This is a genomic window from Aeribacillus sp. JST-2 (assembly GCF_056032925.1).
On the sequence record NZ_JBVVUU010000056.1, the window covers coordinates 1 to 12,432 of the forward strand.

The 12,432-nt window shown below is 41.7% G+C and carries 11 protein-coding genes and 12 tRNA genes; 5 read left to right on the plus strand and 18 right to left on the minus strand.

All coding sequences use genetic code 11. The features are described from left to right. Nucleotides 1-146: 146 nt before the first annotated feature. Nucleotides 147-371: a membrane protein insertion efficiency factor YidD gene (gene yidD, locus AC0KTX_RS15505; RefSeq protein WP_474253011.1), complete on the plus strand. Its 225-nt coding sequence runs from the start codon at nt 147-149 to the stop codon at nt 369-371. An 89-nt stretch (nt 372-460) separates the two neighbouring features. After that, nucleotides 461-649 carry a hypothetical protein gene (locus AC0KTX_RS15510; RefSeq protein ID WP_474253012.1) on the plus strand — a complete coding sequence of 63 codons (189 nt, stop codon included), beginning with the start codon at nt 461-463 and terminating at the stop codon, nt 647-649. A gap of 12 nt (nt 650-661) precedes the next feature. Here AC0KTX_RS15510 and AC0KTX_RS15515 read toward each other — a convergent pair whose 3' ends face one another. From AC0KTX_RS15515 to AC0KTX_RS15535, 5 genes are all read right to left on the minus strand, one after another. Further along, complete coding sequence (locus AC0KTX_RS15515; RefSeq protein WP_474253013.1) at nt 662-2,116, minus strand: o-succinylbenzoate--CoA ligase; 1,455 nt, start codon at nt 2,114-2,116, stop codon at nt 662-664. A 69-nt stretch (nt 2,117-2,185) separates the two neighbouring features. Beyond that, nucleotides 2,186-3,004, minus strand: a complete 819-nt coding sequence (menB, locus tag AC0KTX_RS15520; protein WP_474253014.1) for a 1,4-dihydroxy-2-naphthoyl-CoA synthase — start codon at nt 3,002-3,004, stop codon at nt 2,186-2,188. A 25-nt stretch (nt 3,005-3,029) separates the two neighbouring features. Beyond that, nucleotides 3,030-3,839 carry a 2-succinyl-6-hydroxy-2,4-cyclohexadiene-1-carboxylate synthase gene (gene menH, locus AC0KTX_RS15525; RefSeq protein ID WP_474253015.1) on the minus strand — a complete coding sequence of 270 codons (810 nt, stop codon included), beginning with the start codon at nt 3,837-3,839 and terminating at the stop codon, nt 3,030-3,032. A 3-nt stretch (nt 3,840-3,842) separates the two neighbouring features. Beyond that, the gene (gene menD, locus AC0KTX_RS15530) at nt 3,843-5,567 is read right to left on the minus strand and encodes a 2-succinyl-5-enolpyruvyl-6-hydroxy-3-cyclohexene-1-carboxylic-acid synthase (protein ID WP_474253016.1); all 1,725 of its coding nucleotides are present in this window, start codon (nt 5,565-5,567) and stop codon (nt 3,843-3,845) included. Then, on the minus strand, nt 5,557-6,978 hold the full coding sequence (locus tag AC0KTX_RS15535; RefSeq protein ID WP_474253017.1) for an isochorismate synthase: 1,422 nt from the start codon (nt 6,976-6,978) through the stop codon (nt 5,557-5,559). Before AC0KTX_RS15535 ends, menD begins: the two co-directional genes overlap by 11 nt. Nucleotides 6,979-7,203: 225 nt before the next feature. Between AC0KTX_RS15535 and AC0KTX_RS15540 the strand changes: the two genes are divergently transcribed. Both AC0KTX_RS15540 and AC0KTX_RS15545 read left to right on the plus strand, forming a co-directional pair. Continuing rightward, nucleotides 7,204-8,145: a 1,4-dihydroxy-2-naphthoate polyprenyltransferase gene (locus AC0KTX_RS15540; RefSeq protein ID WP_474253018.1), complete on the plus strand. Its 942-nt coding sequence runs from the start codon at nt 7,204-7,206 to the stop codon at nt 8,143-8,145. A gap of 108 nt (nt 8,146-8,253) precedes the next feature. After that, nucleotides 8,254-9,012 (plus strand): TraR/DksA C4-type zinc finger protein, encoded by a 759-nt coding sequence (locus AC0KTX_RS15545; RefSeq protein WP_474253019.1) that lies wholly within the window; start codon nt 8,254-8,256, stop codon nt 9,010-9,012. Between the two features lie 36 nt (nt 9,013-9,048). On the opposite strand, the gene AC0KTX_RS15550 is transcribed toward AC0KTX_RS15545, so the two are convergent. Continuing rightward, on the minus strand, nt 9,049-9,807 hold the full coding sequence (locus AC0KTX_RS15550; protein ID WP_474253020.1) for an SDR family NAD(P)-dependent oxidoreductase: 759 nt from the start codon (nt 9,805-9,807) through the stop codon (nt 9,049-9,051). Between the two features lie 253 nt (nt 9,808-10,060). Here AC0KTX_RS15550 and AC0KTX_RS15555 point away from each other — a divergent pair, with 253 nt between their 5' ends. Beyond that, nucleotides 10,061-10,831, plus strand: coding sequence for a methyl-accepting chemotaxis protein (locus AC0KTX_RS15555; RefSeq protein ID WP_474253021.1), 771 nt, complete (start codon nt 10,061-10,063; stop codon nt 10,829-10,831). 114 nt (nt 10,832-10,945) lie between these two features. Here AC0KTX_RS15555 and AC0KTX_RS15560 read toward each other — a convergent pair. The 12 genes from AC0KTX_RS15560 to AC0KTX_RS15615 all read right to left on the minus strand — a co-directional run bounded on the left by AC0KTX_RS15560 (nt 10,946) and on the right by AC0KTX_RS15615 (nt 12,349). After that, nucleotides 10,946-11,038, minus strand: a tRNA-Ser gene (locus AC0KTX_RS15560). A 4-nt stretch (nt 11,039-11,042) separates the two neighbouring features. After that, nucleotides 11,043-11,117, minus strand: a tRNA-Asn gene (locus AC0KTX_RS15565). A gap of 12 nt (nt 11,118-11,129) precedes the next feature. Beyond that, nucleotides 11,130-11,203: transfer RNA gene (locus AC0KTX_RS15570), tRNA-Ile, on the minus strand. A 1-nt stretch (nt 11,204) separates the two neighbouring features. Then, a tRNA-Gly gene (locus AC0KTX_RS15575) sits at nt 11,205-11,278 on the minus strand. 374 nt (nt 11,279-11,652) lie between these two features. Beyond that, nucleotides 11,653-11,725, minus strand: a tRNA-His gene (locus tag AC0KTX_RS15580). Nucleotides 11,726-11,741: 16 nt separating this feature from the next. After that, a tRNA-Phe gene (locus AC0KTX_RS15585) sits at nt 11,742-11,814 on the minus strand. A gap of 6 nt (nt 11,815-11,820) precedes the next feature. After that, nucleotides 11,821-11,896 (minus strand) — tRNA-Asp (locus AC0KTX_RS15590). A gap of 3 nt (nt 11,897-11,899) precedes the next feature. After that, nucleotides 11,900-11,976 (minus strand) — tRNA-Met (locus AC0KTX_RS15595). A 27-nt stretch (nt 11,977-12,003) separates the two neighbouring features. Beyond that, nucleotides 12,004-12,093: transfer RNA gene (locus tag AC0KTX_RS15600), tRNA-Ser, on the minus strand. 9 nt (nt 12,094-12,102) lie between these two features. Beyond that, nucleotides 12,103-12,179: transfer RNA gene (locus tag AC0KTX_RS15605), tRNA-Ile, on the minus strand. A gap of 9 nt (nt 12,180-12,188) precedes the next feature. Beyond that, a tRNA-Met gene (locus AC0KTX_RS15610) sits at nt 12,189-12,262 on the minus strand. Between the two features lie 14 nt (nt 12,263-12,276). Continuing rightward, nucleotides 12,277-12,349: transfer RNA gene (locus AC0KTX_RS15615), tRNA-Ala, on the minus strand. Nucleotides 12,350-12,432: the final 83 nt, after the last annotated feature.

Genomic DNA, 12,432 nt, shown 5'->3' on the forward strand with positions numbered 1-12,432 from the left:
AACCCCGGTACGCTCAACCCTTTGTGGGAGGGGCGCGCCCCTCCCACAAAGGCAACCACCCAAGATATGCGATTGTCAAGGAGCGTATCGGACTGGAAATTCGATAAAAAAACTTTCTGAAACTTAGTATACGAGGAGTTTTTGCTATGAAATCCATCATAATTGCTATCATCCGCTTTTACCAGAAATTTATTTCTCCTCTTAAACCTCCAACTTGCCGCTTTTACCCGACATGTTCCCAATATGGATTAGAAGCGGTCAAACGTTTCGGTGCGATCAAAGGCGGCTGGCTCACCATCAAGCGTATTGCCAAATGCCATCCATTCCATCCGGGGGGGTTTGATCCTGTACCGGAAAAAAAGAAAAACTAGGAATTGCCATATAAAAACAGCTTATGCATAAAAGATCCTTTTTACAGAATACTATCATTATGCCAAACAACAAGAGGAGAGACGCTCAAATGGAAAAACTTGTTGCCCATTTTCAATTTGAAGTAAGAGGTGCTAAAGAAGAATGCTTTCATTCTTGCGTCCGCTCTTTTTTGAATTTATGGAGCTACGAATACGGTTCGTTTGATCACCTGCCGGATGAAATCCACCACCTGCTGCATTTCAGCCCTTACGATATTATAACGGATGACAGTGAATGATCATTTGAGAAACTAGAGCCAATTTTTTAATTCCCGCCGCAGAAGCTTTTTGGAAGCGTTTCTTGGAAGTGACGGAACAAATGAAAATCCTTTCGGCACTTTATATTTTGCGAGTCTCTGCAAGCAATATTCTTCCAATTCTTTTTCGGTAACTTCATTTTTGCGGACGACAAAGGCGTAAGGTACTTTTCCCCACTTCGGATCTTCTTTTCCTACCACTCCCACATCTGCAACTGCCGGATGTGACAAAATAACGGCTTCAATTTCCGCCGGATAAACATTCTCCCCGCCGGAAACGATTAAATCCGACCGGCGATCCAGCACATATAAAAATCCGTCTTCATCCATATAACCTAAATCACCTGTATAAAACCATCCGTCCCGTATTGTTTGCTTTGTTTCATCCGGCCGATATAAATATCCTGGTGTAACATTCGGCCCCTTTACAACAATTTCTCCTTCTTCATACGGGGCGCAATTTTTTTCGTCTTTTACAATTCGGATTTGAGCCGGAAACAACGGTTTCCCAGCAGAACCGAGTTTGGCATAACAAAATTCCGGCGACAAAGTAGCGATTTGTGAAGTTGTCTCCGTCAAGCCATATGTTTGAAAGACCGGAATATTTTTTTCCCGGCATTGTTCCAAGATTGGCATGGGAGCAGGGCCTCCCCCCAACAGCATGCAGCGGAATGAATCCGGATATGTTTTATCCCCTAGATCTTGTAACATTTCATCAAGCATTGCCGTTACAACGGAGATAATGGTAACCGATTGCTCTTTTATCATTTTGTTCGCTTCTTTAGCTGAAAAAGACCGCTGCAATACTGTTCCAATGCCATAAATAACGCTCCGCATCAAAATAGACAATCCGCTTATATGAAAAAGCGGTACAGCAAGCAGCCAACAATCCGATTCCATCAAGCCAAGATTCAGTGCCGAACCGACAGCACTCCACCAATGATTTCCATATGTTTGCTGAACACCTTTCGGCTTTCCGGTCGTTCCTGAAGTATACATAATGGTTGCGACATCCTCAAGATTAAAGCAGCCTCTAATTTCCACATGTTGTTCAGCGCTTTGCTTCAGTATCGATTGCTTCACTGCCCGGAAATTCGGAAAATGGTTCATTTGATCATCGTCACATATGACCAGCTTTGCCTTTGCATCGTTTAATTGCCATGCCAATTCTTCCGGCGTAAGCCTTGTATTTAAAAGGACAGCGACTGCTCCGATATACATAAGAGCATGAATGTTGATTACCATATCCAAGCTGTTTTTCATGAATATACCGATGGCATCGCCGCGCTTCACACCCAGAGATGCAAGCTGTCTTGCCCTTTTTTCCGCAAACCGATGAAGTTCTAAAAAACTGTATTGTTCACCTTCAAATTTGATCGCTATTCGTTCAGGAGTTAAAAATGCCCGTTGTTTCAACCAATTCGGCATTTCAGTTAATGGACGATTCATTATTAGACACCTCTTTATTTTTGCACAACAAAAACAGCTCGATGATTCCCATCAAGCTGCCGATGATTTTTACGGAAAACGAGGAAATTGTTTGAAATCCGGCTTTCTTTTTTCTTTAAAGGCATCTCTGCCTTCTTTTGCTTCATCTGTTGTATAGTAAAGCAATGTTGCGTCACCTGCAAATTGTTGCAAACCAGCCAAGCCGTCTGTGTCCGCGTTAAAGGCAGCCTTTAAGAAGCGAATCGCCGTTGGGCTTTTTTCCAATATTTCTTCACACCATTTTACGGTTTCCTCTTCAAGCTGTTCAAACGGAACAACTTTGTTTACTAAGCCCATTTCATACGCTTCTTGTGCTGAATATTGCCGGCATAAATACCAAATTTCTCGAGCTCTTTTCGTACCGACAAGACGTGCAAGCAGTCCGACGCCATACCCGGCATCAAAGCTTCCGACTTTCGGTCCTGTTTGTCCAAAAATAGCATTTTCTGAGGCGATAGTTAAATCACAAACAACATGAAGCACATGTCCACCGCCAATTGCATAACCATTTACCATCGCGATGACAGGTTTGGGAATAACCCGGATAAGACGTTGTAAATCCAGAACATTCAGGCGTGGAATTTGGTCTTCCCCGACATATCCGCCATGACCGCGCACTTTTTGATCTCCGCCGGAACAGAACGCTTTATCTCCAGCACCCGTTAAGATAATGACACCGATTTTGTCATCGTCCCGAGCGTACGAAAAAGCATCAATCATTTCATTGACAGTTTTAGGCGTAAATGCATTATGTACGTGCGGGCGGTTCATCGTAATTTTGGCAATTCCGTTGTAAGTTTCATAAATGATTTCGTCATATTCCCTTTCTTTTACCCAAGGAAAACTCATCTTTATCCTCCTTTGCCAATCCATTTCAAGAAAAATGTTGTAAAAACTCATCTACTATTTTACCAAAAATCTCTGGTTGTTCCACATGAACTGCATGTCCAGCCTCAGGGACGACCTTATAGATAGACGTAGGAATCAAGTTGTTCATTTCTTTCATAATCCAGAAAAATTTTTCATCTTTTCCGCCGCTGATCAACAAAACAGGAACAGTTAAATTTTCCAAATTATTCCACCAAGATGGCTGAACTCCTGTCCCCATTCCTCTTAGACTGTTCGCCAACCCTAATGTTTGATTTTGCAGACGTTCTGCTCTCATTCTTTTTTTCACCGTTAATGGCAGCGATTTTTGCGATTCAAACAGCGGAATATTTTCCCAATAATTAACAAAAGAAGGAATTCCCTTTTCGATGATCATATTGGCAAGCTTCTCATCCCGTTCTTTTCGGGCAAGACGTTCTTCTTCCGTTTTTAATCCTGGTGAGCAGCTCTCTAGGATTAGGCTTTTTACATATTCTGGGTAAATATTAGCAAACGATAATGCCAGCCTTCCCCCCATGGAATAGCCAAGAAAATGAGCTTGATGAATATCGAATTTACGCAAAATTTCTTTTAAATCATCCGCTGCTTCTTCTACTCGATAGCGATTAGGATCTTCAGGAGAATCTGTTTTCCCATGGCCAATGATATCGATCATGATAAGTTTATATTTTTGTAAAATCGTTTTAAAATCCTTCCAAGTACCTCCGCTTCCGGTAAATCCGTGAAGCAACAAAAGCGGCTCTCCATTCCCTTGCATTTCAAGCCAATATCCGACATTTCGAATGTTGATTTTCAAACATCATCCATTCCTTTCTATTTCCCGGGAAACAGATTGCAACATTTCTTTATGGATGTTTACCCGCGCTTGCCGATTTGTCGGGATTTCTAATATAAATAAACCTTTTCGCTGCAAAGATTTTTGAAACTCTGTACGAAATTGCTCCCATGTGGATATTTTGGCATATCCCGCTTTGTACAATGAGGCGGCATGCTGAAATTCCAAATTTGACGGAGTGCCAAACAATTTTTCAAAATGCTTCCGATTTTCGGCTTGCGGCAAAAATGAAAAAATACCGCCGCCATTATTATTTACCAGCAAAATCGTTAAATCTAGATCGTTTAAGTTTGCTGCAAGCAAACCGTTTAAATCATGGTAAAACGATAAATCGCCAATAATTAATATCGTTTTCTCCCTGCTTGCCGCACTGACACCAAGAGCTGTCGAAACAACGCCATCGATGCCGTTTGCTCCTCGATTTGCATAAATAGATAAAGATTTGTCGCAATTTCTAAAAAAAGTGTCTACGTCCCGTATCGGCATGCTGTTTCCTACAAAAACATTACATTTTTCTGGGAGCAAGCTTTGCAATTCAATATAGAGGTTTCCTTCAAACAAATCAGTTCCATCATCAACACGTTCCGACAAACGTTTGCTGTATTGCTGATTGATCATTCTCCAATTTTTTATCCAAGCTGTTTCATTTTTTTTCTCACAATATTTGATCAGTTTTTCACATAAATAAGCTTCATCACAATGGATATGGAAGGCGGAATGTGTTGGATCTCTAAAACCTCCGTCTCCATCCACAACGAATTGTTCAATGTCCGGATGGTCTTTCAACAAAAGAAATAGCGGTTTTGATACTGGCATCGCCCCAAATCGAATGACGAGATCAGGTTTTACCAGCGGTTTGCTCCCTTCCATTTTGAGAATGGAATCATAGCAGTCCACCACATATTCTTTATTCTGTCTTCCAAAGCGAAGATTCGAAAGAGGATCTGCCAAGATGGGAAACTTCAGTTTTTTAGCCAATTGCAAAACATTGTTCCGAAATTCATCTTGATGTATTTCACCGCACACAATCAACCCTTTTTCTATGGAATTGATTTTGTTTGCCAGCTCCTTCAATTGCTCATCGGCAAGCAATTGTTTCGTTTCTGAAAACGGTCTTGTCTGTTGATCGAATCTTTTAACTAACGATAAATCCGGGATTAACGGTTCCCGAAGCGGAAAGTTAACGTGCACAGGTCCTTTCGGATTTTCAAACGATGTTTTGACCGCCCGTGCAGCCACATTTCGAATATACCTTAGCATGCTTGCCTGATTTTCCGGCAGTGCACAATCGACAAACCATTTTACATACTTGGAATACATGTTGATTTGATCAATTGCTTGCGGTGCCCCTACATCCCGAAGCTCATGGGGCCGATCAGCGGTGATCACAACAAGCGGCACTCTCGAATAATGGGCTTCCACTACTGCCGGGTAATAATTTGCAGCAGCCGTTCCCGAAGTGCATAGCAAAACAACCGGCTTTCTTTGTTTTTTCGCCAAGCCAAGCGCAAAAAAGCTTGCGGAACGTTCGTCAATATTGATATATGTTTGAATTTGCGGATGTTCAGCAAAAACAAGCGCAAGCGGTGTAGAACGGGATCCCGGGCTTATAACAGCTTGAGCAATTCCGTTTTCCACTAATCCGTTTGCAAAGGAGATCACATATTCTGATAACGCTTTATTTTGCATATCCTTTTCCCCCTAATGCGTGAAGCATTGGTCTAAATTTCATTTCCGTTTCCTTTAATTCTTCTTCCGGTATTGAATCGCCAACAATTCCGCAACCGGCAAAAAGATAAGCGCGGTTTTCGCAAATCAATCCCGAGCGGATTGCAACAACAAATTCGCCGTTTCCTTGATGATCCATCCAGCCAACAGGGGCGGCATACCATCCTCTTTCCAATGGTTCTTCTTCCCTTATAAAGGCGAGTGCCTCTTGTTTCGGAAATCCGCCTAAAGCAGGTGTTGGATGAAGTTTCTCGACAAAATTGAGCAACGAGAAACGATTTTTAACCTTTCCTTCAACGGGTGTGTACAAATGTTGAATGTTTGGCGTTTTTAAAAGAGACGGTTTGCTCGGCAATGTGACTTCCTGACAAAATTGTTGAAATACCGCTTCAATTGCTTTCACAACAATACGATGCTCATGAAGGTTTTTCTCATCAGAAAGTAATTGTTTTTCAAATTTTTCATCTTCCGCAGGATTTCCCCCCCTGTGAATGGATCCTGCAACACATGCAGACAACACCTTTCTTCCCTCTTTTTTAATCAGGCGCTCAGGTGTTGCTCCAATAAATGTTTTATTGCCATTTTCCATAACAAATAAATAGCAATTCGGCTGCTGTTCATGAAGCGCTTCTAAGACCCCCCGAACATCTATGGCTTCCTCAAACTCTAACAAAATTTCTCTAGCTAAGACTACTTTCTCAAATCGTTTCTTTTTTATTTGCTCTGTTGCTTTTTGAACAGCTTGAAGCCACTCTTTTTTATAAAATGTTTGTTCATTTTTTAAAACAGGGGCAAAATAAGACGACCCTCCGTTTAAATTTCTTGAAATCTGCTGTTCATACCGATAAAAATGATCGGCAATTTCTTCAATTTGATGAGAGGGTTCAATGATTTTATTGATCGTCACATATGATTTCAGCTTGTTTCTTGTGATCAGTACAGAAGGCAATGTGAATCTCGCTTCATGAAATGACTTCCACTTCATTGTCTCATCCTTTTTGCACGGGTCAAAAGAAAACCCCCCAAACATGATTGGTCCGGTGCCAAAAGGATGTGTTCCAGCAAAAAACAAATATTGTTTCCACTTTTTCCAAACTTCTTCAATGAATGTGAATCTATTGGAACAGCCAATATCAGGTGTTAAAGTTAATTCTACATCCATGCCGAATAACGAAAATGTTCCATCAGGGGTTGCCCAATAAAATCGTTTCCCTGCCGATTCCGATTGGAAGCTTGAAAAAGCCTGGAGGGGATCTTGAATTTTGCTTTCAAATACGTAGCTTAAAATAACCGGATGAGCGCATTGCTTAGCAGCATTTACCGCTTTCACAATTTCATCCTTTAATTCTTGGGCGCATTGAACCGATATCAACACTGATCCCTCCAATTACCGAAAATAGCTTATATAAAGATACACCTGTTCATTTTTTATGTCAACTGTCACGATTTCCCCTTCTTATGTTCGATTGCAACATATGTTAAGATAGGTTTGTCATCCTTGTTGATAAATCGATTGACACACTTTTGTCATTTTCCTACACTAGATTTGGAGGAGTAGCTTTTCTTTTTTTAGAATGAAACAAAGGAGAGAACAATCATGCATCCTGAAACAGATTCTTCACATAATGTGGCGATTTTAAAACCGGATCGCGGATTCCGTGCGTGGTGGATGCTTTTAAGACCCCATACATTGACGGCGGCGTTCGTCCCTGTAATTGTTGGGACTCTTTTAGCACTTAAAGAAGGAAGCCTTGACATTATTCTCTTTCTGACAATGCTTATTGCTTCCCTGTTAATTCAAACTGCTACAAATTTGTTTAATGAATATTTTGATTATCAACGCGGGCTCGATACGGCCGAATCCGTCGGAATCGGGGGAGCGATTGTCCGCAACGGGTTTAAACCGCAGACGATTTTAAATTTGGCAATCATCTGTATATTTCTTTCCATTTTATTAGGAATATATATTTGTATTCATTCAAGTTGGTGGCTTGCCTTCATCGGATCCATTTGTATTGCGATAGGGTATTTATATACGGGCGGTCCTTATCCTATTTCCTATACGCCGCTTGGCGAATTAGTATCAGGTGTGTTCATGGGAGTTATCATTATTCTTATATCTTTTTTTATCCAAACAGGTTATATTACTTCGACCGCTGTTTTACATTCTATCCCTATTGCCATCACAATCGGCGCGATAAATTTGGCAAACAATATCAGGGATCTGGACGGGGATAAGAAAAATGGAAGAAAAACTTTGGCAATTTTGCTTGGACGCGAAAAAGCCATACAATTTTTAGGGCTGATGTTTACTGTCTCCTATACATTAATATTTTTGCTGGTTGTTCTAGATTATTCGACTTGGTGGGCTCTGCTCGCTTTTTTAAGCATCCCTAAGGCCATTCAAGCAGTCAAGAGATTTAGCGGCAAAACAAAACCGATTGAAATGATGCCCGCAATGAAAGCAACTTCGCAAACAAATACGTTTCTCGGCCTACTGTTGGCAGCTGGTATTCTTATTAGCTATTTTGTTTCTTAAAACACGGCAATCATTTGGCAGCCGTGTTTTTTTCTTCATATTGACAATTATGTTTTATGCATTTTCGTCCAAAATAGGTATATATACAAAAAAAAGAAGGTGCAGCTGATGAACGAACAAAAGTTCGATTATTTCCGCCGGCAGTTAGAAAACATGAAAAAAACCATTGAAATTCGTTTGAAGGAGAATGGTCATTTTAATTTAGAAGCGGGATTTGGCCACGAATCCATTGGCGAACTTTCCAGCTATGATAACCATCCCGGAGATGACGGAACAGAGCTATATGAACGGGAAAAAGATCTCGCATTGAATAAACATTTAGAAAAGGAATACGAAGAGGTAAACAGTGCTTTGCAGCGAATAAAAGATGGCACCTATGGCATTTGTACAGTTTGCGGAAAAGCAATTGACGAAAATCGGCTGAAAGCTATCCCTACCGCTGCAACATGTGAAGAACATGCTGTTGAACAGCCAATAAGACATGAAAGACCTATTGAAGAAGAAGTGCTTAATCCGTTTTTTGGAACTTTCGATACCGACCAAGAAAATATTGCAATCACTGATCCGTTCGATTATTTTCATGATGTGTTTCAATACGGGACTTCAGAAAGTCCGCAGGATTTTTCCAATCCCATTGATTCCTATCAAGATATAAACAAATCTGATGACGAGCCCGGGTTTATTGAAGATTTTGAAAATTTTATCGGAACAGACATTGAAGGAAAAAACATTGAAATATATCCTTTCAATGAACAGCATCGCCGGTACGAAGAAATGCTGGATCTAGCGGATTATATGGTTCTTTGGGGCGACCTTCCTCCGAGGGAAAAAGACCCATATACAGAAAAGGAAAAAGACCTGCGTTAAAACAGGTCCTTTTCCAGTATGTTTTACATTTAATAATTATAATGCCGTCAAGCCGCCGTCAATTGGATAAACAGCACCATTAATAATTTCCGCATCATCACCAAGCAGAAATACGACAAGATTTGCGACTTCTTTTGGTGTACCGTAACGCTTGGCTGGAATCCCTTCTTTAATAGCAGCCTCCGCTTCCTTTGATCCTTTTGTAAATCGTTCCATCATATTCGTAGCGGTTGGTCCAGGCGCAATTGCGTTAATTCGTACATTTTTATCCGCATATTCGCCAGTCGCTGTTTTTGTTAATCCAATCACCCCGTGTTTTGTGGCTGCATAAGGGCCGACACCTGGACTTCCAACGAGCCCCGCGTTGGATGCTGTATTAACGATGGAACCTCCACCATTTTCAAGCATAGCTTGAATGACATATTTTAAACCATAAAAAGCTCCTTTTAGATTGATATTTACTACTTTCTCAAAAGCATCATCAGGATACTCCGCTATAGGCGCAACCGCTCCTTCAATGCCGGCGTTGTTAAAAAACATATCAATTTTTCCAAATGCTTTTTTTGTTTCCTCTATGTATCGCTTTACATCCTCAACTTTGCTGACATCTGCTTGAACAAAGATAGCTTTTCCACCTTTTTCTTCAATTTGGCGAACGGTTTCCTTGCCGCCTTCTTCTGACAAATCCACTACAGATACAGAAGCCCCCTTTTCAGCCAGCAACAAACAAACTTCACGCCCGATCCCGCTGCCGCCACCAGTCACAATAGCGGATTTTCCTTCAAAATTTGCCATGTTTGATACACCTTCCTTTTTCACAAAAAATTGTAAGTAAAAAGCAAAAATTGCTTTTCTAATTAAGTATACATCATATTTCATGCTGTCTAAAGACCATTTATTTTAAATTTAAACTATATTAGCCGATAATAAAAATGGGCAAATAGAATGACTAGTTTACAGCATAATAAGGAGGTACACGATTTGGATATCGTCCAAGCAATTATTCAATCCATTCCAATTTTTTAAACAAGTTTTGCGAGAGGATATTATGATCACAGTCTTTGATCATGAAAAATATTTATTTTATTCTCCCAGCAAAGATTTAGACTTTGGTCATCAACCCGGTGATCCATTGCCGCCGAAGTATTTGAACTTTCAGATGGTTGATAGGGAGAAGCCGGTTGTCGTCAAAGTTCCCGAAGAAGAATTTGGCATACCGTTCGATAGTATATCTGTGCCAATAAAAGATGAAAACGGCAATGTGATCGCTGCAATAAATGCGGCAATCAGCACTAAAAAGCAACATTATTTAAACACTATTATTGATTTTTCCCACTCATTATTAGATAAAATACAGCAAATTGTTGCCCATTCTGAAGAACTGTCAGCAACTGCTGATGAAATAACACAAATTGTCAAAAAAGCCGCTGAACATTCCGACAAGGTCGGCAATATAACGAAAATTATAAAAGAGATTAGTGATCAAACAAATCTTTTAGGCTTAAACGCAGCGATAGAAGCTGCTCGTGTTGGTACGGCTGGTGCTGGATTTGGCGTAGTCGCAAATGAAATACGCAAATTGTCCACAAATACGAAGGAAGAAACAGTAAATATTGAGGAAACGTTAGACAACATTCAAGAATACATGAAACGAATGGAAAATGATTTTAACGAAATATCTCAATCTTCACAAGAGGAAGCACAACTAATTACGGAATTAATGACAGATTTGGAAAATTTAAATCGCGTTTCCCATAAATTAAAAGAATTCATGAAAACTATTATGGGATACGATGAAGATATGGAAATCAAACAATAAAAAGGAATTCACTTTTCTTAACAAATACAAAAAGCGTTGCAAGTATTGCAACGCTTTTATCATCAATGAAAATGAAACGATCTATTTCCAATTCTATATAATATAGACAACAAATGGCGGAGAAGGAGGGATTTGAACCCTCGCGCCGCTAAAAAACGACCTACACCCTTAGCAGGGGCGCCTCTTCAGCCACTTGAGTACTTCTCCATACTGGCTCCGCAGGCAGGATTCGAACCTGCGACCGTTCGGTTAACAGCCGAATGCTCTACCACTGAGCTACTGCGGAAAATAAAAAAAATGGACCTGAGTGGACTTGAACCACCGACCTCACGCTTATCAGGCGTGCGCTCTAACCAGCTGAGCTACAAGTCCATGGAGCGGGTGATGGGAATCGAACCCACGACATCAGCTTGGAAGGCTGAGGTTTTACCACTAAACTACACCCGCATAAAATTCGCTTTCCTAATTCAGTTGAAACTTCGCACTGTCATGCCTCTTCCTCTTCCAGCATTATTCAAAGATGAAACATGCGTCGAGGCAACTCGCAGCTTATTCACCGAGGCACATGCTCGTGGCTGAGGTTTTACCACTAAACTACACCCGCATAAAATTCGCTTTCCTAATTCAGTTGAAACTTCGCACTGTCATGCCTCTTCCTCTTCCAGCATTATTCAAAGATGAAACATGCGTCGAGGCAACTCGCAGCTTATTCACCGAGGCACATGCTCGTGGCTGAGGTTTTACAACTCACAGGATTTCATTTTTCATTCCATCCCGATCCGCAACTCTTTGTTTTTGCAGTTTATGTACAGAAAAAAAAGGGCGACTGATGGGAATCGAACCCACGAATGCCAGAGCCACAATCTGGTGCGTTAACCACTTCGCCACAGTCGCCATTACTGTAAAAGGATGGCTCGGGACGGAATCGAACCGCCGACACAAGGATTTTCAGTCCTTTGCTCTACCGACTGAGCTACCGAGCCTTATTATGGCGGTCCCGACGGGAATCGAACCCGCGATCTCCTGCGTGACAGGCAGGCATGTTAACCGCTACACTACGGGACCAGTTGGTTGCGGGGGCAGGATTTGAACCTGCGGCCTTCGGGTTATGAGCCCGACGAGCTACCGGACTGCTCCACCCCGCGGTGATAAACAAGAAATACAATATAAGGCGGAGGAGGAGGGATTCGAACCCCCGCGCGGTTTGACCCGCCTCTCGGTTTTCAAGACCGACCCCTTCAGCCAGACTTGGGTACTCCTCCTATAAAAAATGGTGGACCCTGCAGGATTCGAACCTGCGACCGGACGGTTATGAGCCGTCTGCTCTAACCAGCTGAGCTAAAGGTCCCTTCATAAATGGCGGTGGAGGGGATCGAACCCCCGACCTCACGGGTATGAACCGTACGCTCTAGCCAGCTGAGCTACACCGCCAAATGATAAAATAATGGAGCCTAGCGGGATCGAACCGCTGACCTCCTGCGTGCAAAGCAGGCGCTCTCCCAGCTGAGCTAAGGCCCCCTTGAACCCTCTGGTCGGGAAGACAGGATTTGAACCTGCGACCCCATGGTCCCAAACCATGTGCTCTACCAAGCTGAGCTACT

Excerpts from the sequence above, each read along its gene's own strand:
- AC0KTX_RS15545 (WP_474253019.1), top strand. The coding sequence starts at position 8,254 with ATGAACGAACAAAAGTTCGATTATTTCCGCCGGCAGTTAGAAAACATG.
- menD (WP_474253016.1), bottom strand. The coding sequence starts at position 5,567 with ATGCAAAATAAAGCGTTATCAGAATATGTGATCTCCTTTGCAAACGGA.
- AC0KTX_RS15555 (WP_474253021.1), top strand. The coding sequence starts at position 10,061 with ATGATCACAGTCTTTGATCATGAAAAATATTTATTTTATTCTCCCAGC.
- menB (WP_474253014.1), bottom strand. The coding sequence starts at position 3,004 with ATGAGTTTTCCTTGGGTAAAAGAAAGGGAATATGACGAAATCATTTAT.
- AC0KTX_RS15550 (WP_474253020.1), bottom strand. The coding sequence starts at position 9,807 with ATGGCAAATTTTGAAGGAAAATCCGCTATTGTGACTGGTGGCGGCAGC.
- AC0KTX_RS15515 (WP_474253013.1), bottom strand. The coding sequence starts at position 2,116 with ATGAATCGTCCATTAACTGAAATGCCGAATTGGTTGAAACAACGGGCA.
- AC0KTX_RS15540 (WP_474253018.1), top strand. The coding sequence starts at position 7,204 with ATGCATCCTGAAACAGATTCTTCACATAATGTGGCGATTTTAAAACCG.
- yidD (WP_474253011.1), top strand. The coding sequence starts at position 147 with ATGAAATCCATCATAATTGCTATCATCCGCTTTTACCAGAAATTTATT.
- AC0KTX_RS15510 (WP_474253012.1), top strand. The coding sequence starts at position 461 with ATGGAAAAACTTGTTGCCCATTTTCAATTTGAAGTAAGAGGTGCTAAA.